Origin of the sequence: Pseudarthrobacter sp. YAF2 (genome assembly GCF_052113345.1) — a bacterium.
GTDB lineage: Bacteria > Actinomycetota > Actinomycetes > Actinomycetales > Micrococcaceae > Arthrobacter.
The window spans coordinates 1-21999 of sequence record NZ_JBFRDA010000020.1 but is presented as its reverse complement, the minus strand read 5'-3'; the positions used below and the strand labels follow the sequence as shown (position 1 = coordinate 21999).

The following is a 21999-nucleotide window of genomic DNA, read 5'->3' as shown; positions in this document are numbered from 1 at the left end:
CGGGTTGATTAAAAGAAAGAACCCGGTCCTGGCAGCTGCCAGGACCGGGTCCCAACCGGCGGAGAATGGGGGATTTGAACCCCCGAGGGCGTTAACCCAACACGCGTTCCAGGCGTGCGCCATAGGCCGCTAGGCGAATTCTCCAACTGCTTCTGAATCAAAAGCAGGTACCAGATTACCTGAACTTTTCCGCATCGCCCAATTGGCCCGGGAAGGGCTTGTTTTCGAACGTGCCCGGCAGGACCCTCAGGGCCCCGCCAGGCTGCGTCCCCGGCCCGGCAATGGACGCCCCCAACGCGCCCATTCCGTGTTGCCGCACCGTTGAGCTGCCGGGTCCGGTCCGTTCAGCCAGGCCACGCAGCTCACAATCTTGAGATTGCCCCAATCGGTGTATATACAAATGATCGTGGGTGTCCGGGGGATAAGCAATGGAATTCCACGACCTGACCGACGTTTTCCGCTTTGCGCCACCGCTGTCACGGTCGCGGATGGTCGATTCGAGTCGCGCCGTATGTTCAGGTAAAGTGTTTGACGGCCCCTCATGTGGCGTCATCCTGTTGAACTCCCCCAGGACCGGAAGGTAGCAAGGGTAAATGGGCTCTGGCGGGTGCATGGGGGGTCTTTACTATTCCCCCACAGGGCGGCAGGATGTCAGCCCGGATTGGTAGGGTTTTCTCTGTGACAGTAACTACCGCCCTGTACCGCAGATACCGTCCCGACTCGTTCGCTGACGTTATCGGGCAGGAGCATGTCACCGAACCGTTGATGATGGCTTTGCGCAAGAACCGCGTCAACCACGCCTACCTTTTCTCCGGCCCCAGGGGCTGCGGCAAGACCACCTCCGCCCGTATCCTGGCGCGCTGCCTCAACTGTGCCGAGGGCCCCACCGACACCCCGTGCGGAACCTGCCCCAGCTGTGTGGAACTGGCCCGCGGCGGCTCGGGTTCCCTCGACGTCATCGAGATCGATGCCGCGAGCCATGGCGGCGTGGATGACGCCAGGGACCTCCGGGAGCGCGCCACCTATGCCCCGGTTCGGGACCGGTACAAGATCTTCATCATCGACGAAGCCCACATGGTCACCTCCGCCGGGTTCAACGCCCTCCTGAAGATCGTTGAGGAGCCGCCGGAACACATCAAGTTCATCTTCGCCACCACGGAGCCGGACAAGGTCATCGGCACCATCCGCTCCCGGACGCACCACTACCCGTTCCGGCTGGTGCCGCCCGAGCCACTGATGGCGTACCTTGAGCTCCTTTGCCGCCAGGAGAACGTTCCTGTGGCTCCCGGCGTCCTGTCACTGGTCATCCGTGCCGGCGGCGGATCTGTCCGTGACTCCCTGTCCGTCCTTGATCAACTCATGGCAGGGGCCGGACCCAACGGGCTGGACTATGAACTCGCCGTCGCACTGCTCGGCTACACCCACGCTTCACTGCTGGACGACGTCGTGGAGGCCGTAGCCGCCTCTGATGCCGCAACGGTCTTCCGTGCCGTGGACCGCGTCATCCAGACAGGCCATGATCCGCGGCGGTTCGTGGAAGACCTGCTGGAGCGTTTCCGCGACCTCATCATTGTCCAGGCCATGCCGGAAAGCGCCCATGCCATCCTGCGCGGCATGCCGGCGGACCAGATCGCCCGGCTGCAGAACCAGGCGCACAACCTGGGTGCCGCCGAGCTCTCGCGGGCAGCAGATGTCACCAACACGGCCCTGACCGAGATGACGGGAGCCACATCGCCACGGCTGCATCTTGAGCTGCTGTGCGCCCGGATCCTCCTGCCCAGCTCCGAGCAGAACGAACGCGGCATGGCAGCACGGATCGACCGGGTGGAGCGGCGCCTCAATTATGCCGGGAACGACGTCGGTGCTGCCGCCCCGGCCACGCCGGCAGCGGCAACCGCGCCGGCGCCCTCAGTACCGGCGGCCCCAGCACCGGCGGCCCCAGTTCCCGCACCTGTGCCTACAGTCTCCGCACCTGCGCCTTCAGTACCTGCACAGATGCCCGCCGGCGCGGCTTCCGGTCCCGCCTCCTCCAGCCCACGGCCTGCCCGGGAAGCGGTCCCGCCCGTGCCCCGGCCTGGCCGGGACTCGCCGGACCAGTCAACGAGCGCTACGGCGGCAGCACCTGCCGCCCGCCCGCAGGAACCCGAACAGGCCAGCCCAGCGCATGCCGGGCCCGCCGCGCCCGCGGTAGCGGCCCCTTCCGCGGGACAGGCCCCGTCTGCAGGATCGGCCCCGTCTGCAGGACCGGAATCCGGGGACAGCCAGGGCGCCCCGCCCGCTCCGGATTCCCGCAGTGCCCTCACTCCCCCACGGGTAAGCACCAACGATTGGCCTGTGGAGGAACCCGCGCGCGGTAAAGCACCTCAGACGCCCACCGCGGCTGCAGCCTCCCACGCAACGCCAGCAGAAGACCCGGTACGGTCCGCCCCGGCAGCTCCTCCGGCGATGGGTGACGTCGAAGTCCTCCGCAGGGCCTGGCCTGATGTCCTGCAGACCCTGTCGAAGATCAAGCGCAGCACCTGGGCCTTGGTGGAGCCCAACGCCCAGGTCAGTGCCTTTGACGGCAGTATCCTGACCCTCTCCTTCACCACGTCGGGACTCGCCGGGGCCTTCGGCCGGGCGGACCATTCCGACAATCTGCGCCAGGCCATCCACAAGACGGTTGGCATCGATCTGCAGATCAACGCGGTTGCCGGCGGCGCCAGCCAGGCGAGCTCTGAGCCAAACCCAAAAGTGCCGGCCAGCCCGGTGGTTCCGGCCACTTCAGCTGACGTTGCCTGGGGACTTGCTCCCGCTCCCGCCGAATCACCTGCGGGCACGGCAGGCAAGGCTGCCGCCGCCACGGCCGCACCTGCACCGGCTGCACCTGGAGCTGCACCCGCAACGGCACATGCACCTGCATCCGCACCTTCACCTTTGGCGGCACCTGGATCCGCACCTCCCCCGGCCGCACCGGCACCTTCGCCCGCACGCGCCGCAGCCACTCCCGCCGAAGACAACCAGCGCAGGGAGGCCATCCAGCCGGCATCCGAAGGCGACGGAGCCCCGGGCAAGGCGTCCGGCCCCGCAGTCGCGCAGTCCTCCTTCCCCTCCTCGGGCGGGGACTACTCCTACTCGGACGACGATTGGGGCCCGCCCCGGGACGAGGATGCGCCGCCGCTGGACGAGGAACCCCCCATGGACTGGGAACCTTCGGCACGTACCGCCAGCCCCGCCGCACCGCCGGCCACCGCTGCCGGCAAGGGCAGGCCCGCCAGCAGCAACCACTCGGAAGCCGCGCGGAACGAGGGACCCGCCACCGCCCCGGCCAGTGCCACCGGACACGGAGAGACCCCACCTGCCGGCGGCGCGCACGATCCTTGGGCCCGGGCCGTGGAGCAGGCGCCCGGCGTCTGGGTGGTCGGAGATAAGAGCAACGTTGGTGCACCACCCGTCGGTGCTTCCGTGGACGAATCGCCGGCTGTGCCGGCCCCGGCTCCGCGTTACGAGCCGGCCACCGCCCAGGTACCGCCTACCATCCCGGCCTCTGCGACAAGGACACCGGACGAGGCGGACTGGGGTGTGGGAACTGTTAACCACAGCAGCCATGAGGACTCCGCCCGGGTAACGTACCAGCCGGCACCGGCCCAGCCCGCACCGGAACCCGAACTCGCCATGGCATCAGCCGGGCCCGCTACGGCTGCCCCGTCCCGGCCACAGGCTCCCGCGGCCGCACCGTCAGCCGGAAGGCCTGAAACGCGGCAGAGCCTCTACCAACGGCTGTCCAACAGCCCGGAAGCTGAGGCCGGCCGTGCGAAGGCGCCCTCCAGGGCCGTAGCGGCACCAAGCGCGTACGTCCAGGACATCCCGAGCGCCGACGACGAAACCATCGAGGAGTCCGGTGTCTTCGGACGCGCAGCAGTGGAGCGTATTCTGGGCGGAAAGCTGATCGAGGAACGGTCCACGGACGGAAGTCCCATAACGCCCCGGTACTGACCGGCCGCCACAACGAACGGGCGGTCCGCACCTGGTGACAGGGCCGCCATTCACATCGAATTTAAAGAGGGAATTGTGTACGAAGGTGCTGTCCAGGAGCTGATTGACGAGCTCGGACGCCTTCCAGGGGTGGGACCCAAGTCGGCGCAACGGCTGGCGTTCCATATCCTTGAAGCCGATCCCCAGGATATGAAGCGGCTGGTTGAGGCCATCACCACGGTCAAGGAGAGGGTCAAGTTCTGTACGGTCTGCGGCAACGTCACTGAGCAGGAGCTCTGCAATATTTGCCGGGACCCGCGCCGGGATCCCGCCTTGATCTGCGTGGTCGAGGAGTCCAAGGACGTCCTGGCCGTGGAGCGCACCCGGTCCTTCCGCGGCCGGTACCACGTCCTCGGCGGCGCGATTAATCCGATTGCCGGCATCGGACCGGAGCAACTGCGGATCCGGGAACTGCTGACCCGCCTCAATGACGGCGCCATCCAGGAAGTCATCATCGCCACAGACCCGAACCTTGAGGGCGAGGCCACGGCAACCTACCTTGCCCGCATGCTCAAGACAATCGGGATCACCGTCACCCGCCTGGCGTCCGGCCTCCCGGTGGGCGGCGACCTCGAGTACGCGGACGAGGTCACCTTGGGCCGCGCCTTCGAAGGCCGTCGAAACGCCCTGGCCTGAGGCACGCGGGGGCGTCCCGCCGTCGTACTCCACCAAAGGTGGGCCCCCCAGGCCACCGGCACCGGCCATGGCCGGTATGTGGTCATAATTCAACGTCCCTCCGGGCGCGGCGATAAACTGTCGGAGGAAGTCGCGCCGCCAGGCTTCATGGCCTCCAAAACTCCAACTGATCCGATGAAGGTACGCGCATGAGTACGCCCACTACCGAACTGCACAACGCAACCCAGCCGCAGGTGGCGCCCGCCGCCGGCGCGGTGACCAAACAGCTCATCGTGCAGAAATTCGGCGGCTCGTCCGTGGCGGACGCGGAAGGGATCAAACGCGTTGCCAAGCGCGTGGTCGATGCCCAGGAGGCCGGCAACGAGGTGGTGGTGGTCGTCTCGGCGATGGGCGACACGACGGACGAGCTCCTGGACCTGGCCGCGCAGGTGACCGATTCCGCCCCCGCCCGCGAAATGGACATGCTCCTGTCCGCCGGCGAGCGCATCTCCATGGCGCTGCTGGCCATGGCCATCAACAAGCTCGGCGCGTCCGCACAGTCCTTCACCGGATCCCAGGCCGGAATGATCACCGACGGCATCCACGGCAAGGCCCGGATTATCGACGTCGACCCGCACCGTATCCGCACCGCGCTGGACAAGGGCAACATCGCCATTGTTGCGGGCTTCCAGGGCATGAGCCGGGCCACCAACGAAATCACCACTTTGGGCCGTGGCGGCTCGGACACCACGGCTGTGGCGCTTGCGGCGGCGCTCGAAGCGGATGTGTGCGAGATCTACACGGACGTTGACGGCATCTACACCGCCGATCCCCGCGTTGTCCCTTCGGCCCAGAAGATCGACACCATTTCCAGCGAGGAGATGCTGGAACTCGCCGCCTCGGGCGCGAAGATTCTGCACCTGCGCTGTGTGGAATATGCCCGCCGGTTCGGGGTCCCGCTGCACGTGCGTTCCTCATTCAGCCAACATGAAGGCACCTGGGTCATTCCCAGCGCCGACGACAAGATCACCACTCAAGAGGGAGTTGCCTTGGAGCAGCCAATCATCTCCGGCGTTGCGCATGACCGTTCCGAAGCGAAGGTCACCGTGGTCGGCGTCCCCGACATTCCCGGCAAGGCCGCTGCGATCTTCCAGGTCATCGCCGACGCCCACTCGAACATCGACATGATCGTCCAGAACGTCTCCACCCACGGCACGGGCAAGACGGACATCTCCTTCACCCTGCCGATTGTCGAGGGTGCCGATGCCCTGGCCGCCCTTCACGCCGCCCAGGACCAGATCGGGTTCGAGTCCATCGAATACAACGAGCAGATCGGCAAGCTGTCCCTGATCGGCGCCGGCATGCGCTCACACCCCGGCGTCTCGGCCACGTTCTTCAAGGCCTTGTCCGACGCCGGCATCAACATCAACATGATCTCCACTTCTGAAATCCGCATCTCGGTGGTGACCCACGCCGACCTGCTGGATGAGGCCGTCCGCGTGATCCACCAGGCGTTCGGCCTCGACAGCGAAAGCGAAGCGACGGTTTACGGCGGCACCGGCCGCTGAGTGGACAAAGAAAAGCCGGGCTGCCGTTACCTTCGTAACGACAGCCCGGCTTTTTAGTATCAGGTTTCGCGTTCCAGGTCTTCCCGCCGCACAGCGTAGTGGTGGCCTGTTGAATCGGTTTCCACCACGAAATGCGCAAGGTCCTCTTCGGAGGCTTGCTCAAATTCGTCGTGTTTGTGTACCACGGGCGTGTCGGCATCCAGTCGGGTGGCGGGACCGAAGATGAAGCGGAGCCTCTCGGTCAGGCCCATGAAGCCGCTGAGGACATGTGCCACTATTTTCCACCCCCTTCCCCGAAACTCGGGCGAAAGCGCTGTTGCTTCCAACGGGAAGCAGTGCCCTCATTCTAAGCCCGGGGTGGGAAAAAGGCGCCGGCCGCACAGGGTGGAAAGCCTAGCGCAGGGAGCGGTCCTCAGGGTTCCTGGGCACCACATAGGTGCTGCCGTCCGGCCTGGTGATGGTCTCCCACTGCTGTGTTTCGGCTTGGCGCTGGGCCAGCAACCGTCGGTTTTCCTCGGTCATGTCATGCGCCAGCGCGGAGCGGTTGGCCGGGCCGAAAACAGCCCTGAGTTTTCCCGTGGCGCGCATGAAGCGCTGGGAGGCATTGCCCTTGTCCTTGGACCTGTCCCTGCCCATGAAGGCGTTCCTTCCATTAACTGCTGATGTCCAACAAGTGTACACTAATCATTAGTGCACTAACGATGTAAGGATGCCATGACTGCCACACCCGTCGATGCCACCCAGGACGAAGACCTGCTCCTGGAACATCAGCTCTGCTTTGCCCTGACCGTGGCCGCGCGCAGCGTCGTGGGCGCTTACAAGCCGGTACTGGAGAAGCTCAACCTCACGCATCCGCAGTACCTGGTGATGCTCTGCCTCTGGGAGACCAGCCCGCGCACGGTACGGAACATCAGTGAGGCATTGGCCCAGGAGCCGGCCACCATCTCTCCGCTCCTGCGCAGGCTCGAGGCTGCGGGGTTGATCACGCGGGGCCGTGCGGAGGGTAACGAACGTGCACTCGCGGTGGTGCTGACGCCCGAGGGCAGGGCGCTCCGGCAGCAGGCACTGCAGGTCCCGGGAACCATGATGGAGCGGCTGGGCCTCACCCGCGAACAGGTCTCCGAGCTGCACGCCTCCATGATGGGACTGATCGCTGCAACGTCGGAAAACACCCGCTGAACGTCGGCTTCGAGACAGTCCCACCTGCCCGCCGGGGGTTTCCCGAACCACGGGCGACTAGAATTGCCTGACGAAGGGAGGCGGCCTGATGCGTAACTTACGGCTGTTCATAGCGGTCCTGGCCATAAGCGCCGGGCTGCTCTCCGGATGCGGCGGCTCACCCAACAGCGGGCCGTCCACGTCCGGCAGCGCCCCTGCAGCCCCATCCCCCGACACTGAAACCTCGGCTGCCGCCCCAGCTCCCACAACTTCCCGTCCCGGCAACGGGCCGGGGCAGGGAAACGCCGAGCTTGCCATTACCGTGGTGCCGTCCGAGAGCGCACCCGAACTCGACTACACCTTGGTCTGCACCTCCGGGAACCCCGCCGCGGAAAGCAGCCACCCAAATGCGGACGCTGCCTGCGCGGCCCTCAAGGCAAACCCCGCCATCCTGGCTCCGGCCGCACCTGGAAGCGCCCAGCCCTGCACCCAGCAGTATGGTGGCCCGCAAAAAGCGACCGTGACGGGGGTCGTGGATGGAATCGCCGTCGAGTCCTCCTTCGCCCGGACCAACGGATGTGAAATCAGTTCGTGGGACGCTGCCAAGGATGTGCTCGGTGCCGCCGGTGGAGCCTCTTAGCCTGTTGGCGGAGGACAGCGCGCAGGCACGGGAGGAAGCCCACCTGCAGCGCGTCAGCCGCTACGCCGATCCTTACCTTGCCCGCCGGTCGGCTGGGCAGAAGCATCCGGTCGAGGATTTCCTTTTCACCTATTACACCCAGAAGCCGGGCCAGTTGAAGCGCTGGCACCCGGGAGCCGGCACCGTCCTCACCGGCGGGCAGGCAGCCGCGCGGCAAGGGTGGAAGCATTACCGGACGCTCGACGACGGCGAGCTTGCCTCGCTGGGGCTGGCTGCGGGGAGCACGGCAGTCACCTTTGACCGGGCCGCCTTCCTCGCCGACCGCAAGGACGCAATGGCGTTCGCCGAGGTCATCCTTCGCGGCACGGCGGCACGGCCCGCACAGTTCGGCTGCTTCGGCCTGCACGAGTGGGCCATGGTTTACCGGCAGGACAAGTTCGACCTCCGCCACGAATACCTTAAGCTGCGGCTGGGATCAGCGGGTACGGACAAGGTGGTGGAGGACAACAAGATCCGGTGCACCCACTTTGACGCGTTCCGGTTCTACACCCCGGACGCCGTCCCGCTCAACGAGTTTTCACCCAGCCGTGAAACCCAGCGCCATCTGGAGCAGCCGGGATGCCTGCACGCCAACATGGACCTCTACAAATGGGCGTACAAGCTGCTGCCCGCACTTTCGAGCGAACTGGTCATGGACTGTTTCGAGCTCTCCTGGCGCATCCGGGCCATGGACATGCAGGCTTCTCCGTATGACCTCGCCGAGTGGGGCTACCCCGCCATTCCCATCGAAACCCCGCAGGGCAAGGCCTCCTACGTTGAGCACCAGCGCAATTTTGCCGCGGAGGCCACCACGCTGCGGGAGAGGCTTGCCCTGGACCTTGGCGCCCTTGCGGAAGGAGCGCAGAAGTGATCGACCTGGCCATCAGCGTCCGGGAGGATCCGGACGCTCCCGAGTATGTGTTCCGGCTGGTGGCAGAGGACGGAGCTCCGGCGGCCGGGACCACCCTGCCGGAACCGGAGGCCGCCCTGGCTGCCGTGGAGGAATTCGGGGAAGACGTCTTCTTTCCCAAGCCCGGGCCCCCGAAATTGTGCACCCAGCAGTACGGGGGACCACAGGTTGCCGTCGTTTCCGGCACGTTCCATGGACGCGCGGTCCATTCGGTCTTCACCCGGACGGATGGCTGCGAGATCGCCCGGTGGAGGGCCATGGCTCCCCTGCTGGGCGGTAACGCCACCTAGTCTTCAGCGGCCGGGCACAAAAAAGGGTCCCGGACGAACCGTCCGGGACCCTCCCCCCAATACTTAGTTGATGCTCAGGCTGCGGGTAGAGCCTGCGCAAGGCCCATCTGGGGAGCGCCGGCCGGAGCCGGGGCAGAGCCGGAACCCACCTGCACGTTCACCCAGGTCTTGATGCCGTTGCTGCCCAGGCTCAGCCGCGAAAGGTAAGACCCCTCAGCAAGGCCGGTCCAGTTCAGGGTGGCCGAGGTTGCCGTCCCGTTGGGCGCCACGATCGGGTTGGGGTTGACGGTGAGGTTGCCGGCATCGCCCGCAAAGCTCACAGCCTGTACCGAGGCAGTGGCCGGCCCGTTATCCGGGGTGGCGTACAGGTTGGCCACCACGTAGTAGGTGCCGGCCCGCGGCGCTTCCAGGTCCAGGAACTCGCTCGCGGAGGCCGTTGCCACCTGGGTGGCCGTCAAGCCACCCGACCCGTTGGGTGCGTACACCACCATGTCCCAGTCGACGTCGTTCGACTGCGCCTGGATGCCCAGCCGCGCGAAGGTGGAGCCGGCGGGAACCTGCACCTGGACCAAGGCATTGTGGGCGTCGTTCGTGGGTGCGTACTCGCCCGGGGTCTTGGTGATGGCGGTCTGGCTCAGTGGCGCCAGACCCTCCACTCCAACGGCGATGGGGCTGTCCGAGCCGGACACCAGCTCCATGGAGCCGCTGCCCGTGCCGGTGGCCGAGCTGTACGAGAACGACGGAGCGATCTGGGCATCGACCGGGCGGATCGCAATCGGCGATGTTGCGGACCGCGGCCCTTTCCAGGTGAGGCTTCCGGTGCTGAACTGGCCCACAGGTGCGCTGACGTTCCGGATGGTCAGGGTAACGTCACGGGTTTGGCCGGCCTTGGCAAAGTTCAGCGCCTTAGGTTCGACGTTGACGTTGAAGCCCGGCATGTTCACCTCGGGCCGGTACATGCCCGGCACCAGGGCCGTCAGCTTGCGCTTGACCTGGACTTCGCCCACGAGGCTGCCCAGAGCGATGGAGGGAAGGTTGAGGTCCCGGGCAGCAATGGAGCCGGCCCCCGGGGCGCCCGTGTCGACGCCCTGGCCGTTCAGGAAACCAAGCCAGTCCTGGATGCCGGAGTCGTAAACGAGGCCTGGATCGAGGACGCGGGTGGCGTCGATGTGGCCGGCGCCGCCCTGGAACGGATCCGTGTTGGGCGAACCATCCGCATTGACCAGCGGGTATGCGGTGGTCATCATGGCGGACTTCACTGCGGCGGGCGACCACTTCGGCTGCTTGCTGAGCACCAGGGCGCCGAAACCGGCGATGTGCGGCGCGGCCATGGAGGTGCCGGACATGAATCCGAACTGGTCGCCGTGGTTGCCGATCGTAGAGACGCCGGCGAGGACGTTCACGCCCGGGGCCGAGATATCAGGCTTGAGCAGGTCACCGCCCGATGCGAGGGTGGGCCCGCGGGACGAGAAGCCCGCGATCTGGGGCGCTGGAGCCGGGGGAAGTCCGGTCAGGTCGCCCTTGACCAGGCTTACCGTCAGTGCCGGGTTCGCCTGCAGCTTGGACTTCAGTTCCAGGCTCTTGGGGGCGTTGACGTGGACGGTGGGAACAACGTGGTTGTCGGCATCCTCGGAGCTGCTGGTGAGGTTCACCAGAATCATGCCAACGCCGCCCTTGTCCGAGACTTCCTGGCTCTTGGCGGTGCGGTCCACCACTCCACGGTCACAGACCACCACTTTGCCGGCTACCTTGGCGGGGTCCAAGGTTCCGGGTCCGCACAGGTTGGCGTTTGCAGCCCCGGGGGCCGCGGCAGCAGCGGCCACCACGACGGGCTTGTCCGCAACCTCCGATTTCATGATGGACGCCCCGCGGTACAGCGAACCATCGGAAACCTTGACCGTTCCCAACAGGTCGCTCGGGAAGGTGGAGGCCGCCACGGTGGTCAGCCATGGTGAGGCATGGTTCACAGTTGACGCCGTCGGACCGGAGTTGCCTGCAGAGGCCGACACAAAGACGCCGGCGGCGGCGGCGTTCAGGAATGCGAGCGCCACGGGGTCGGTGGTGCTGTCGTTGTTGCCCGAAATTGAGTAGTTCAGGACATCCACGCCGTCCTTGATGGCCGCGTCAACGGCCTCAACCGAAGATGACGAGTAGCAGCCGCCGGTGTCAGGGTTGGTGTCCTCCCAGCAGACCTTGTAGACCGAGACCTTGGCCGCCGGAGCCACGCCCGAGCTCTTTCCGAAGCTGGCGCCGTCGATCACCTGCTCCACGTTGGCGCTGCCGGCTGCCGTTGTTGCCGTGTGGGTGCCGTGGCTGCCCACGTCCACCGGGGAAATCTGCTCCTCGGGAGCACGGTTGCCGGGAGTCACATACTGGAGGAAGGAGTCGGCGAAATAGCGGGCGCCGATGACCTTGGAGTTGCAGAGCGAGCCGTCAAAGGCAGCCCCGGTTCCCTGGCCCTTTTGGCATTCGCCCTCAAAGGTGGTGCCGTCCGCCTTGAGCATGGCAATCTTGCCGTCGCCGGTGCGGTAGGGGACGCCCACCTGCGGGGCACCATGCAGCGGCTGCACCGGATCGCCCTGGAGGAAGGGATTGTCCGGTGCGTAGCCGGAGTCAATGACGCCCACCACGACGCCCTTGCCGGCGTTGGCTTCACCCCCGAACTGCTTGGCCCAGGTCCCGTCCGGACCAGTGAGCTTGAGGAAGTCGGTGGTGGTGTAGTCGGGCTTGTTCTCAACGTCGGGCGCCACCACAAGCACGCGCTTGTCCTTGGACAATTCCGTCGCCTGGTGAGCGGTCAGCTCCGCAGTGAACCCGTTGAGGGCGGCGGTGTACTGCTTGGCCGGGGATACCCCCTGGGCGGCCGCAACGTCACGCTGCTGCTGGCGCAAGTGCGCGTCGTAGGCCTTGTAGTTTGGGCTGCCGGCATCGAGCTTCCGGCCTTGCTGCGGCTTGGTGGCGCCAAGCCCGGCGGCTCCCCCTTCGTAGGCTGCGGCAGCCGGGCCGGCCAGAACCACGATGTACCGGCCGTCCTTGAACTGGCTGGCTTTCGCGTTGGCGGCGGCCTTCTCCGGGCTTTGGCCCACCGGGGCTGCCGTGGCCGGCCCAACTGCCAGCGAACTTATAAGAAGGGGCAACCCGACGGCCAGGGCGGCCGCTTTCCGAAGTCCCCCGGCCCGCAAGGGGCTCTTTCCAGTTGATTTCACGCGCAACCCTTTCACGATGTACCGCCCAGCCTTGGTGGGCGCCCCAAACGACTGGAACTGCAGAGTTAATTACAGATCTTGTAATTTGCTGAGACCAGACTGTTCACAGAGTACAGACTGAGAGCGAGATATGACATAGAGCACATTCGGGAAATTTTCGCTTGTCATATGCGCGGCCGCCGGAGCATCCGAACACACAAAAAGGGCGCCTCGAAGGACGCCCCGGCGTTACTGGGGAAGGATGCGGGCAGCTAGTGGCGGGGGGTCCGCACCACGTCGCTGATCCACTGCCGGGTTTTTTCGTCCAGTGGGCCGGCCACCCGCGTCTCGCGGGCCAAACGGTCTGCCTTCACCTTCTGCAGCACCATCCTGCCCAAGCCGGCAAACACGGCCGCGGCAACCATCGGCAAGAGCACGGACCTTGAATTTTGCGCCATCAACCAATCCTAGTGAACGCCCTCCGGCAACTCCAGAAGCACACCCGCCTGGCCCCTGTCCTGAACTTGCCGGAACGGGTTCTGCTCCATGAATCTGCCGAATGCGGAGGGACGAGCCCGGGCCGGTAGAATGATAGGGCAAGCTCGCGGAGCGCCCGACCTCATGGTGAACCAACGCAGGTGACCAACTGTCTCCCACATCCCGGTACGGCGTGAGACGGCACCACTCCGCGGCGCCCTTACCCAAGCTCACGCACAGGAGTTGCCGGATGCCCCGGATCGTTGTTGACGTCATGCCCAAGCCCGAGATTCTGGACCCGCAGGGGAAGGCGATTGTTGGCGCTCTCCCCCGGCTGGGCTTCACCAGCTTCAGCTCTGTCCGCCAGGGCAAGCGTTTCGAACTGACGGTCGACGGCGAGGTGACGGAGGAAATCCTGGCACAGGCCCGCGACGCCGCCGAAACCCTCCTGTCCAACCCGGTCATCGAGGACGTCGTCAATGTCGAGGTTGTCGAGGCCTGAGATGACTGAACTTCCCCTGATCGGCGAGGCCGTCGCCGTTGCGGCGGAGCCGCGCCTGGCAGGCGCCCGGATCGGCGTCGTCACCTTCCCCGGCACCCTGGATGACCGCGACGCTGCCCGCGCCGTGCGCCTGGCCGGCGCCACCGCCGTCGAACTCTGGCATGGCGACACGGAGCTCGGCGACGTGGACGCCGTGGTTATCCCCGGTGGTTTCTCCTACGGCGACTACCTCCGTGCCGGCGCCATTGCCCGCTTTGCGCCGCTGATGTCCAAAATCATCGACGCCGCCAACAGTGACGCCAAGCTGCCCGTCCTGGGCATCTGCAATGGTTTCCAGATCCTCACCGAATCGCACCTGCTGCCCGGGTCGATGATCAAGAACGATCACCTGAAGTTCCTCTGCCGCGACCAGGTGCTGCGTGTTGAGAACGCCAACACCGCGTGGACGCTGGACTACCAGGCGGGCCAGGAGATCACCATTCCGCTGAAGAACCAGGATGGCCAGTACATCGCGGACGAAAAGACCCTGGACGCCCTTGAGGCCGAGGGTCGCGTGGTGTTCCGTTATGTCGGCTTCAACCCGAACGGCTCCCGCCGCGACATCGCCGGCATCTCCAACGCAGCAGGCAACGTGGTGGGCCTCATGCCCCACCCCGAGCACGCCGTAGAGCCGGGCTTCGGCCCCGAATCGCTCGATGGCATCGGCGGTTCCGACACCGACGGACTGGGTTTCTTCACCTCCGTACTGAACAAGATTGTGGGAGGCGACAAGTGACCACCGAAACCACCAAGAAGTTCAACATCGATACCGTCGAGAACGCAGCCAAGACTCCGGACACCGAGCTGCCCTGGGCCGAATTGGGCCTGAAGCGGAACGAGTTCGACGAGATCGTCAAGGTCCTGGGCCGCCGCCCCACCGGTGCCGAGCTGGCCATGTACTCCGTCATGTGGAGCGAACACTGCTCCTACAAGTCCTCCAAGAACCACCTGCGCCAGTTCGGCCAGAAGGTCACCGAGGAAATGAAGAAGGACATGCTGGTGGGCATCGGCGAAAACGCCGGCGTGACCAACCTCGGGGACGGCTGGGCCGTGACCTTCAAGATCGAATCGCACAACTCGCCGTCGTTCGTTGAGCCCTACCAGGGCGCCGCGACCGGCATCGGCGGCATTGTCCGCGACATCATCTCCATGGGTGCCCGCCCCGTTGCCGTGATGGATCCGCTGCGGTTCGGCGCCATCGACCACCCGGACACCGCCCGCGTCATGCACGGTGCAGTGGCCGGCATCGGCGGCTACGGCAACTCCCTGGGCCTGCCGAACATCGGCGGCGAGATGGTGTTCGACTCCGTCTACCAGGGCAACCCGCTGGTAAACGCCCTGGCAGTGGGCGTCATGCGCCACGAGGACATCCGCCTGGCCAACGCCTCCGGCAAGGGCAACAAGGTGGTCCTGTTCGGTGCGCGCACCGGCGGTGACGGCATCGGCGGCGCGTCTGTGCTGGCTTCCGAGTCCTTCGACGACACCAAGCCCTCCAAGCGCCCCGCCGTGCAGGTGGGCGACCCCTTCGCGGAGAAGGTGCTGATCGAGTGCTGCCTGGAGCTCTTCAAGGGCTCCCTGGTGGAAGGCATCCAGGACCTTGGCGCCGCTGGTATTTCCTGTGCCACGTCGGAGCTGGCCTCCAACGGCGACGGCGGCATGCAGGTTGAGCTGACCTCGGTCCTGCTGCGCGACCCCACGCTGACCCCGGGCGAGATCCTGATGTCCGAGTCCCAGGAACGCATGATGGCCGTGGTCACGCCGGAGAACGTGAAAGCGTTCGAGGCCGTGATGGACAAGTGGGCTGTTGAATACTCCTGGCTGGGCGAGGTGACCGACACCGGCCGCCTCATCATCACCTGGGAAGGCGACGTGATTGTCGACGTCGATCCCCGCACCGTGGCCCACGACGGCCCGGTCTACGACCGCCCGTTCGCCCGTCCCGAGTGGCAGGACGCCGTCCAGGCCGACACCTTCACCGGCTCGGTGCAGGACGCCGGCCGCCCGGCCGCCCCCGCTGAACTGGCCAAGGCCGTCACCGAACTCGTGGCATCACCGAACATGTGCTCCAAGTCCTGGATCACCAACCAGTACGACCGCTACGTCGGCGGCAACACCTCCATGGCGTTCCCCGACGACGCCGGCGTGGTGCGCGTGGACGAGGAATCAGGCCTGGGCGTAGCCCTGGCCACCGACGCCAACGGCCGCTACACCTACCTCGATCCGTACCACGGCGCGCAGCTGGCACTGGCAGAGGCCTACCGCAACGTGGCCACCGCCGGCGCCATCCCCATGGCCGTCAGCGACTGCCTGAACTTCGGCTCCCCCGAGGACCCGGACGTCATGTGGCAGCTCGCCGAAGCCATCCGCGGCCTGTCCGACGCCTGCATGGTGCTGGGCATCCCGGTCACCGGCGGCAACGTGTCGCTGTACAACCAGACGGGCACCACGCCCATCCACCCCTCCCCCGTGGTGGCGGTCCTGGGAAAGCTCGACGACGTCGCACGCCGCACGCCGTCGGGCTGGCGTGAGGACGGCCAGGCCATCTACCTGCTGGGCACCACGGGTGCCGAGCTGGACGGTTCCGAGTGGGCGAACATGCGCGGCCACCTGGGCGGCCAGCCGCCGAAGGTGGACCTTGAGGCCGAACGCGCACTGGGCGAGATCCTGATCAACGCATCCCGCGATGGCATGATCGACTCCGCGCACGACCTCTCCGAAGGCGGCCTTGCAGCTGCGCTGGTGGAGTCCTCGCTGCGCTACGGCGTGGGTGCCCGGATCGCACTGCAGGACGTCATGGACCGGGACGGCGTGGATCTGTTCACGGCGCTCTTCTCCGAATCGCAGGGCCGTGCCGTCGTGGGCGTCCCCCGCTCCGAGGAAGTCCGGTTCACGGACATGTGCACCGCCCGCGGCTTCGCCCACACCCGCATCGGCGTGGTGGACGCGGCCAGCGGCAAGCTCGAGATCAACGGCGTGGAGGGCCTGTCCCTGGACGCCCTCCGCGAAGCCCACGAGGGGACGCTGCCGAAGTACTTCGGCTGACCCTCCCTACCGCCACCCTCGCCTCGCAAGCTCGGCCAGGGAACCCTGGCGGCGTGGGCCCTCCCATCGATTGCTCCGCAGTTGTCGTTTTGAGTCCTCAGAACGACAACTGCGGAGCAATCGTTTTTAATCACCTCCGCGCCAACCGGCCTGGACCAGCGCAACCTGGACCTTGGCCGCAGCGGGCTTGGCGTCATTGACCATGTGTCGCTTGGAAATCCTGACCTCCGTCCACCCCAGTGCGGCGTAGCGTTCCGACCGCGCAATGTCCCGGGCGATTTGGCTGTCGTCGCCGTGGTGTTCGCCCTCATACTCGATGCCGATTCTGTATTTTCGGTAGGACAGGTCCGGCTCGTGGTGCCTGGTGCCGTCATCAGTGATGATCGGGACGTTCAGCTCGGGTTCGGGCAGCCCACTACGGATGATCGCGAGCCGCAGGAGGGACTCCTGCGGCGAATCGGAGCCCACCCGCACCAGCTTGATGGCTTCCTTGGCCTTGCGCAGGCCGCGCTTCCCCTTGTGCCGGTCGATCATTCTTTGAAGGTCAGCGATGGTGCACAGCGGCATGTCCCGGCCCTCAAGTTCGGGCCGAGGCACCCGGACACAGCTGTCGCCAGCCACCACAAGCGCGTCCAGGCTCAGGACTTCAGCGAGATCCAGCCAGGTCCGTTCCGGTGTCGTGACAGGTATGCCCTGATGCACCGTGACTTCATCATCGTAGAGCTTCATCCTGTGCACGATGACGTGCGGCCGGTCCAGATACGCTTCGCCTTCGGGACGGATGATGTGGTGCATGTCTGGATTCTCCTTTCGCAGCCGAAGAGGCAGCGAAAGCAGCTCTGCGGCAGTGAGGTGGGATGCTGCGCATCTCTTATTGGCCTCTATGAATGGCCGCACCCGCGTGCTCAACGGGAGTTCCGCCGTCGCACGTTCCATCCGTATGCCCCGGCCAAAGCGCTCCATGGAACTGTGCCGCCAGCGGCGCGGTGATACCCCGGCGATCGAGGCGTCGACGAGGGTGAATGGACGGCCGCGGAGCACCTCCGGCAGGGGGCGTGGGGTCTTCATCGGTCCATAAGACCAGAATCGGGCAAAGGCCGCAGAAGTTATCCACACCCCTCATCGACTGCTGTGTAGATGCCGTTTTGGGGCCTGAAAACGACAAGTGCTAAGCAATCGATGGGGGCCCACGCCACCAGGGTTTCCCTGGCCGGGCTTGAGAGGCGAAGGGTGAAGGCGGTGACTAGTCTTCGCTGTGGAGCTCCCGCTGGCGGACGCTGAGCAGTTCGATCTCGGGGAGGCCGGCCACGAAGCGTTCGACGGCGGTGAGCACCTCGATGAGGTGCGGCCGGTCTGCTGCCACCAGGCCAGCACCAAGCTGCGTGCGCCGATACTGGCTGTGGTCACCCACTTCGGCGACCGAGACCTCGAAGCGGCGCTTGAGTTCAGCGAGGAGGGGCCGGACCACGGAGCGTTTCTCCTTGAGGCTGTGCACGTCGCCCAGGAGGATATCGAACTCGATCCAGCCGATCCACATGAGTTCATGCTATCGACTGCTGCGTACCTGTCGTTTTAGCGGCTCGAAACGACAGGTACGGAGCAATCGACGAGGATTAGACGGTGAGTTCGCCCATCAGGTCCCAGCCTTCGCCATCGAGCTGGCGGCTGATGATTTTCGGTGTTTCCACAAGGGCCTGCGGCATGTCCGCCATGGCCTTCTTGAAGTGGCCGCTGTTGACGTGGTCGCCGGCGGCGTCGTCCTTGAAGGCTTCCACCAGGACGTACTCGTTGGGGTCCTCCAGGCTGCGGGACCAGTCGAACCACAGGTTGCCCGGTTCCTGCCGGGTGGCCTGGGTGAAGTCCGCAACGAGGTCCGGCCAGCGTTCCGACCATTCGGGCTTGACCTTGAACTTGACGACGATAAAGATCACTGGGATGTTCCTTCCGCGGCGAGAGAGCGTGCGCCTTCAATGTACCGGGAAGTAACGTGCCGCTGCGCCGCGCGGGTGACCAGTCCGCCGGCGGCGTAGAACCAGTTGGCGGGCTTGCTGAAAGCACGGATTCGAAGCCATACCTCCCCCTGGCCGTTGATCTCCACTTCGAAGGACTCCTCGCCACGGGCGGGGTGGCCGGGCAGCGTGCCGTAACCAAAGCCTGCCGATTGCGGCCCATCCAGGTCCGCGGGCTCGTGGACCCACACCACCTGGCAGGGCGCATCCAGGCGGAAGGGCCCTGCACCGAATCCGCTCACCACCAGCGCGCCAGGCACCGCCCTCGGCGACCCGGCACGGACCCGCAGCCCCGCCCGTCGCTGCAGTTCCCAGCCCAGGATGCCGTCCGCGACGCGCCGGTAGACCTCAAGCCCGGAGCCAAGGAGCGCCTCCTCCAGGACACGGTCATACCCCGCCGGCGCCGCGCCGGTTTCAGTGCTTCCAATGCCGGGGTAATTAAGGCCGCCTGCCCCGTGTGCGTTGTCAGTCATCACTGCCGGCCCTTTCAAGGCGTGCCCACCCCAGTTGCTCCTGCTGCTTCCGGCTCAGGCCGGCCACCACCAGGTCATACGAGTCCTCCACCATGTCCCGGATCATCCCCGCGGGCAAGTTGCCGTCCAGGCGTACACCGTTCCAGTGGGTCTTGTTCATATGCCATGCGCCGGTGATCTCCGGGTGCACGGCGCGCAGCTGCACCGCCAGGGACGGTTCACACTTCAGGCTCACCGAAAAGTCGCGCTCATCCATGGTGGACACGGCAAACAACTTGGCCTCGTGCCGGGTGCCCCCGGCAATGTGAGCACGGACCTTGAAGACTGAGGTTTCGGGTCCGAAAGGAAAATCCTCGTACGCTCCCGGAAACGAAAGGCAGATGTTCCTCAGCTCAGTTGGGTCCATGAAGGAAGCCTATAAAGCCGGCCTGCGCGGTGCTAGTCTGCGAGCATGTCACACGACCAGGGCGCCATACCTGTTCTGGACCTGCGTTCCGCACGGCGGGCGGACGGCTCTTTCAGCCCGGAGTTCATCGAACAGCTGCGGCACGCCACCCACACTGTCGGGTTCTTCCAAATCACGGGGTACGGGGGCCGGCCCGGGCAGGCCGAACAGCTCCTGGAAACCATCCGGCGCTTGTTCAGCCTGCCCCTGGACGAACGGATGAAGCTGGACAACCGTTTGTCACCGCACTTCCGCGGCTACACCCGGATGGGCACGGAAGTCACGCAGGGGCGTGCGGACGCCCGGGAGCAGATCGACTATTCGCCGGACCGCGAGCCGGTCTCGGAGTTTCCGGCAGACCAGCCGTACTGGCTCTTACAGGGCCCCAACCTCTGGCCCGACGAGACGTTCCCCGAACTCCGGCGGACCGCCATGGAGTGGGCCGAACTGATGTCCGGAGTGGGCATGGAACTGCTGCGGGCCATTGCGGTCTCGCTGCAGCTGCCGGAAGACTACTTCGACGAACCTTTCCGGGATGCCCCCGCGTGGATGGGCAAGCTGGTGCACTATGTGGGCGGCGTGGTGGAGGCCGCGGGTGACCAGGGCGTGGGCTCGCACGCGGACTACGGCTTCGTAACCCTGTTGCTGCAGGACAATGTGGGCGGACTTGAAGTGCTGCCGCCGGGTACCAGCCGTTGGCTGCCGGTGGAACCGCTGCCGGGCGCGCTGGTGGTGAACCTGGGTGAGATGCTGGAAGTAGCCACCGAGGGGTACCTGGCCGCCACCATCCACCGCGTCCAGGCGCCGCCACCGGGCGTTGACCGCTACTCGGTACCGTTCTTCTGGTCGCCCCGGCTGGACGCGGTGATCCAGCCGGTCCCCCTGGCCCCGGAACTGAAGGCCGCGGCACGAGGCATCACTGATGATCCGTCCAATCCCCTGTTGGCGTCCTTCGGCCTGAACATGCTCAAAGGACGCGGGGGGTAGCTGGTCGTTTTTCGGCTGGCAGTGTCAGGCTGATATTCGCGGGTTGGTTACCGCATGACGATTTGTTCGGCTGGAGCGTATCGGTGTCTAGAATCGAGCGTCAACGGGTTTGGGGCCTGTCTGCTCATAGCGCTGTCTCGAGTTAGCTCCCGCTTGCTGCCATCTGCCCCTGCCGTTCACTTTCGGCCGGCGCGCTCTGGTCAGGCCGCGCTCATAGCTCTTCCTTTCTGGAGCGGGGCGGCCAGTGACCAGCACCAACCGGCGAGTTCGCGGGCGATCGCGGTGTTGGCTTTCACCGACATTTTGTGGCGTTCATCGAAGTGTTCCCATTTGCGGTGTAGCCGATGGTTTCCTTCCAAAGCGCGGATGCGGGTGGCCGGGGCGACCTGGTCAAGTTGGCGCAGCAGCCGTTCGCCGGGGCGGGTATAGGGGCGCCGGTGCTGCCAGGCCGCTTCGATGAGGAGTTTGCGGGCGTAAGTATTCCCGGCTTTGGTGATCGGGCCTTGGTGCCGCGACTGGCCGGAGGACTCCTCGCTGGGGACCAGGCCGAGGTAGGAACCAATGGACGAGCCGGTGAAGCGGGTCCAGTCCCCGATCTCCACCGCCAGCCCGAACGCGGTTGTGAGCTGGATGCCGCGCAGACACATCAACGCATTAATCACCGCCGTGTAAGGGCACGCCGCGGCCGTGGCAGCGACCTGCTGATCGATTCGTTTCAGATGTGCGGCGAGTAGTTCGGCCTGCTCGACATCGGCTTCATAAGTGAACTGCAGAGCAGGTTCGTCAAAGCGTTGGCGGTGCAACCATAGGCGGTGTTCCTGCGTCCATCTGGTGTCCTTGGGATAGCGGAGGCCGTGCCGGAGGAGGATGGCATTCACGTGCTGGCGGGCATGCGCAAGATCCTTCGCTGCACCGGAGCGCAACCGGGACAGATCCCGCAGGGCTTCCTCGTCAGGGTCCGGGATCCGCACCTCGGTGACCGAACCTACCGCGAGCATTTCGGCCAACACCCGGGCGTCCCGCCGATCAGTTTTCACCCGGTCACCGGGCGCACGCAGCAGCTTCGATGACGCCGCCACCACGCAGTTGACGCCCGCGGCCCGCAAATACCTGGCCAGGACAAACCCTGTCGGACCCGACTCATAAACGACCTTGACGGGCGGCTCAAACCGCCGGACCCACTCCAGGACCAGGGCCGGGTCAGCAGCCATCGTATGGTGGCTGATTTCACCGGTGCCCGGGTTCAGCGCATGGCCGACCACAYTAACCGCGTGAACATCCAGACCAATGAAAGTATGCTCAAACATAGCCGGGACCTCCCAAACCTCACATGTGGCACTACCATTGCACCCCGGATGGGCCTCSCAGGCACGGGAGCCGTTAATGGCAACCCACGGACCCCTGTGAAACAGAAGGCCCCGGCCCCCATACTCCTGGCCAGACCCTACCCGTCCGGGATAAGGGACATCAGCGCCGGGAACAGGGCATGCAGCGCCAGTTCCCGCCTAGGGCCAGCAGCATCACATCCAGCCGGCGCTGCAGGACCGCCCGGCGATAATGGGCCGGACCCGGACAGGAGTAACCGTTTCACTTCATATCGTCTAGA

At 65.7% G+C, this 21999-nt stretch carries 21 protein-coding genes, 1 tRNA gene and 1 other RNA gene; 12 read left to right on the top strand and 11 right to left on the bottom strand.

Annotated elements, in window-relative coordinates:
• Positions 1-59: 59 nt before the first annotated feature.
• A tRNA-Ser gene (locus AB4Y79_RS18685) sits at positions 60-144 on the bottom strand.
• Between the two features lie 386 nt (positions 145-530).
• Here AB4Y79_RS18685 and ffs point away from each other — a divergent pair.
• The 4 genes from ffs (at position 531) to AB4Y79_RS18665 (ending at position 6197) form a co-directional block, all read left to right on the top strand.
• An RNA gene (gene ffs / locus AB4Y79_RS18680) (signal recognition particle sRNA small type) lies at positions 531-627 on the top strand.
• 21 nt (positions 628-648) lie between these two features.
• A complete protein-coding gene (locus tag AB4Y79_RS18675) occupies positions 649-3975 on the top strand; it encodes a DNA polymerase III subunit gamma and tau (RefSeq protein ID WP_441864996.1) in 3327 nt (1108 codons plus the stop codon).
• 75 nt (positions 3976-4050) lie between these two features.
• Positions 4051-4650: a recombination mediator RecR gene (gene recR / locus AB4Y79_RS18670; RefSeq protein WP_285242176.1), complete on the top strand. Its 600-nt coding sequence runs from the start codon at positions 4051-4053 to the stop codon at positions 4648-4650.
• A 188-nt stretch (positions 4651-4838) separates the two neighbouring features.
• The gene (locus tag AB4Y79_RS18665) at positions 4839-6197 is read left to right on the top strand and encodes an aspartate kinase (RefSeq protein ID WP_308928717.1); all 1359 of its coding nucleotides are present in this window, start codon (positions 4839-4841) and stop codon (positions 6195-6197) included.
• A 59-nt stretch (positions 6198-6256) separates the two neighbouring features.
• Here AB4Y79_RS18665 and AB4Y79_RS18660 read toward each other — a convergent pair whose 3' ends face one another.
• Positions 6257-6472 (bottom strand): hypothetical protein, encoded by a 216-nt coding sequence (locus tag AB4Y79_RS18660; protein WP_441864992.1) that lies wholly within the window; start codon positions 6470-6472, stop codon positions 6257-6259.
• 118 nt (positions 6473-6590) lie between these two features.
• Entirely contained in the window at positions 6591-6833 is a 243-nt protein-coding gene (locus AB4Y79_RS18655; RefSeq protein ID WP_308928719.1) for a hypothetical protein, read from the bottom strand.
• 78 nt (positions 6834-6911) lie between these two features.
• On the opposite strand from AB4Y79_RS18655, the gene AB4Y79_RS18650 reads away from it, so the two are divergent.
• From AB4Y79_RS18650 to AB4Y79_RS18635, 4 genes are all read left to right on the top strand, one after another.
• Entirely contained in the window at positions 6912-7376 is a 465-nt protein-coding gene (locus AB4Y79_RS18650; protein WP_441864989.1) for a MarR family winged helix-turn-helix transcriptional regulator, read from the top strand.
• An 88-nt stretch (positions 7377-7464) separates the two neighbouring features.
• A complete protein-coding gene (locus tag AB4Y79_RS18645; protein ID WP_441864986.1) occupies positions 7465-7995 on the top strand; it encodes an SSI family serine proteinase inhibitor in 531 nt (176 codons plus the stop codon).
• A complete protein-coding gene (locus tag AB4Y79_RS18640) occupies positions 7964-8905 on the top strand; it encodes a 3-methyladenine DNA glycosylase (protein WP_441864984.1) in 942 nt (313 codons plus the stop codon). The genes AB4Y79_RS18645 and AB4Y79_RS18640 overlap by 32 nt, the downstream gene beginning before the upstream one ends.
• Positions 8902-9234, top strand: coding sequence for a serine protease inhibitor (locus tag AB4Y79_RS18635; RefSeq protein ID WP_441864981.1), 333 nt, complete (start codon positions 8902-8904; stop codon positions 9232-9234). Before AB4Y79_RS18640 ends, AB4Y79_RS18635 begins: the two co-directional genes overlap by 4 nt.
• Positions 9235-9308: 74 nt before the next feature.
• Here AB4Y79_RS18635 and AB4Y79_RS18630 read toward each other — a convergent pair whose 3' ends face one another.
• On the bottom strand, positions 9309-12416 hold the full coding sequence (locus AB4Y79_RS18630; RefSeq protein WP_441865142.1) for a S8 family serine peptidase: 3108 nt from the start codon (positions 12414-12416) through the stop codon (positions 9309-9311).
• A 275-nt stretch (positions 12417-12691) separates the two neighbouring features.
• Positions 12692-12877, bottom strand: coding sequence for a hypothetical protein (locus tag AB4Y79_RS18625; RefSeq protein ID WP_441864978.1), 186 nt, complete (start codon positions 12875-12877; stop codon positions 12692-12694).
• A gap of 269 nt (positions 12878-13146) precedes the next feature.
• Between AB4Y79_RS18625 and purS the strand changes: the two genes are divergently transcribed.
• Genes purS through purL form a run of 3 tightly spaced genes read left to right on the top strand, consistent with a single transcriptional unit; the run spans position 13147 to position 16479 of the window.
• Positions 13147-13398, top strand: coding sequence for a phosphoribosylformylglycinamidine synthase subunit PurS (purS, locus tag AB4Y79_RS18620; RefSeq protein WP_015935902.1), 252 nt, complete (start codon positions 13147-13149; stop codon positions 13396-13398).
• 1 nt (position 13399) lies between these two features.
• Positions 13400-14173: a phosphoribosylformylglycinamidine synthase subunit PurQ gene (gene purQ / locus AB4Y79_RS18615; RefSeq protein ID WP_441864975.1), complete on the top strand. Its 774-nt coding sequence runs from the start codon at positions 13400-13402 to the stop codon at positions 14171-14173.
• The gene (purL, locus tag AB4Y79_RS18610) at positions 14170-16479 is read left to right on the top strand and encodes a phosphoribosylformylglycinamidine synthase subunit PurL (protein ID WP_441864973.1); all 2310 of its coding nucleotides are present in this window, start codon (positions 14170-14172) and stop codon (positions 16477-16479) included. The genes purQ and purL overlap by 4 nt, the downstream gene beginning before the upstream one ends.
• Before the next feature lie 126 nt (positions 16480-16605).
• On the opposite strand, the gene AB4Y79_RS18605 is transcribed toward purL, so the two are convergent.
• From AB4Y79_RS18605 to AB4Y79_RS18585, 5 genes are all read right to left on the bottom strand, one after another.
• A complete protein-coding gene (locus tag AB4Y79_RS18605; protein ID WP_441864971.1) occupies positions 16606-17274 on the bottom strand; it encodes a hypothetical protein in 669 nt (222 codons plus the stop codon).
• Between the two features lie 448 nt (positions 17275-17722).
• Complete coding sequence (locus tag AB4Y79_RS18600) at positions 17723-18016, bottom strand: DUF503 domain-containing protein (RefSeq protein ID WP_441864969.1); 294 nt, start codon at positions 18014-18016, stop codon at positions 17723-17725.
• Positions 18017-18092: 76 nt separating this feature from the next.
• Entirely contained in the window at positions 18093-18410 is a 318-nt protein-coding gene (locus AB4Y79_RS18595; RefSeq protein WP_441864967.1) for a putative quinol monooxygenase, read from the bottom strand.
• Complete coding sequence (locus AB4Y79_RS18590; RefSeq protein WP_441864964.1) at positions 18407-18961, bottom strand: DUF1990 family protein; 555 nt, start codon at positions 18959-18961, stop codon at positions 18407-18409. The genes AB4Y79_RS18595 and AB4Y79_RS18590 overlap by 4 nt, the downstream gene beginning before the upstream one ends.
• Positions 18954-19367, bottom strand: coding sequence for an MmcQ/YjbR family DNA-binding protein (locus AB4Y79_RS18585; RefSeq protein ID WP_441864962.1), 414 nt, complete (start codon positions 19365-19367; stop codon positions 18954-18956). The genes AB4Y79_RS18590 and AB4Y79_RS18585 overlap by 8 nt, the downstream gene beginning before the upstream one ends.
• 45 nt (positions 19368-19412) lie before the next feature.
• Here AB4Y79_RS18585 and AB4Y79_RS18580 point away from each other — a divergent pair, with 45 nt between their 5' ends.
• Positions 19413-20393 (top strand): isopenicillin N synthase family dioxygenase, encoded by a 981-nt coding sequence (locus AB4Y79_RS18580; RefSeq protein ID WP_441864960.1) that lies wholly within the window; start codon positions 19413-19415, stop codon positions 20391-20393.
• Positions 20394-20593: 200 nt separating this feature from the next.
• Here AB4Y79_RS18580 and AB4Y79_RS18575 read toward each other — a convergent pair whose 3' ends face one another.
• Complete coding sequence (locus tag AB4Y79_RS18575) at positions 20594-21700, bottom strand: IS110 family transposase (RefSeq protein WP_441864957.1); 1107 nt, start codon at positions 21698-21700, stop codon at positions 20594-20596.
• Between the last annotated feature and the right edge of the window lie 299 nt (positions 21701-21999).

Excerpts from the sequence above, each read along its gene's own strand:
- AB4Y79_RS18675 (WP_441864996.1), top strand. The coding sequence starts at position 649 with ATGTCAGCCCGGATTGGTAGGGTTTTCTCTGTGACAGTAACTACCGCC.
- AB4Y79_RS18665 (WP_308928717.1), top strand. The coding sequence starts at position 4,839 with ATGAGTACGCCCACTACCGAACTGCACAACGCAACCCAGCCGCAGGTG.
- AB4Y79_RS18655 (WP_308928719.1), bottom strand. The coding sequence starts at position 6,833 with ATGGGCAGGGACAGGTCCAAGGACAAGGGCAATGCCTCCCAGCGCTTC.
- AB4Y79_RS18650 (WP_441864989.1), top strand. The coding sequence starts at position 6,912 with ATGACTGCCACACCCGTCGATGCCACCCAGGACGAAGACCTGCTCCTG.
- AB4Y79_RS18645 (WP_441864986.1), top strand. The coding sequence starts at position 7,465 with ATGCGTAACTTACGGCTGTTCATAGCGGTCCTGGCCATAAGCGCCGGG.
- AB4Y79_RS18640 (WP_441864984.1), top strand. The coding sequence starts at position 7,964 with ATGTGCTCGGTGCCGCCGGTGGAGCCTCTTAGCCTGTTGGCGGAGGAC.
- AB4Y79_RS18625 (WP_441864978.1), bottom strand. The coding sequence starts at position 12,877 with ATGGCGCAAAATTCAAGGTCCGTGCTCTTGCCGATGGTTGCCGCGGCC.
- purS (WP_015935902.1), top strand. The coding sequence starts at position 13,147 with ATGCCCCGGATCGTTGTTGACGTCATGCCCAAGCCCGAGATTCTGGAC.
- purQ (WP_441864975.1), top strand. The coding sequence starts at position 13,400 with ATGACTGAACTTCCCCTGATCGGCGAGGCCGTCGCCGTTGCGGCGGAG.
- AB4Y79_RS18605 (WP_441864971.1), bottom strand. The coding sequence starts at position 17,274 with ATGCACCACATCATCCGTCCCGAAGGCGAAGCGTATCTGGACCGGCCG.
- AB4Y79_RS18600 (WP_441864969.1), bottom strand. The coding sequence starts at position 18,016 with ATGTGGATCGGCTGGATCGAGTTCGATATCCTCCTGGGCGACGTGCAC.
- AB4Y79_RS18590 (WP_441864964.1), bottom strand. The coding sequence starts at position 18,961 with ATGACTGACAACGCACACGGGGCAGGCGGCCTTAATTACCCCGGCATT.
- AB4Y79_RS18585 (WP_441864962.1), bottom strand. The coding sequence starts at position 19,367 with ATGGACCCAACTGAGCTGAGGAACATCTGCCTTTCGTTTCCGGGAGCG.
- AB4Y79_RS18580 (WP_441864960.1), top strand. The coding sequence starts at position 19,413 with ATGTCACACGACCAGGGCGCCATACCTGTTCTGGACCTGCGTTCCGCA.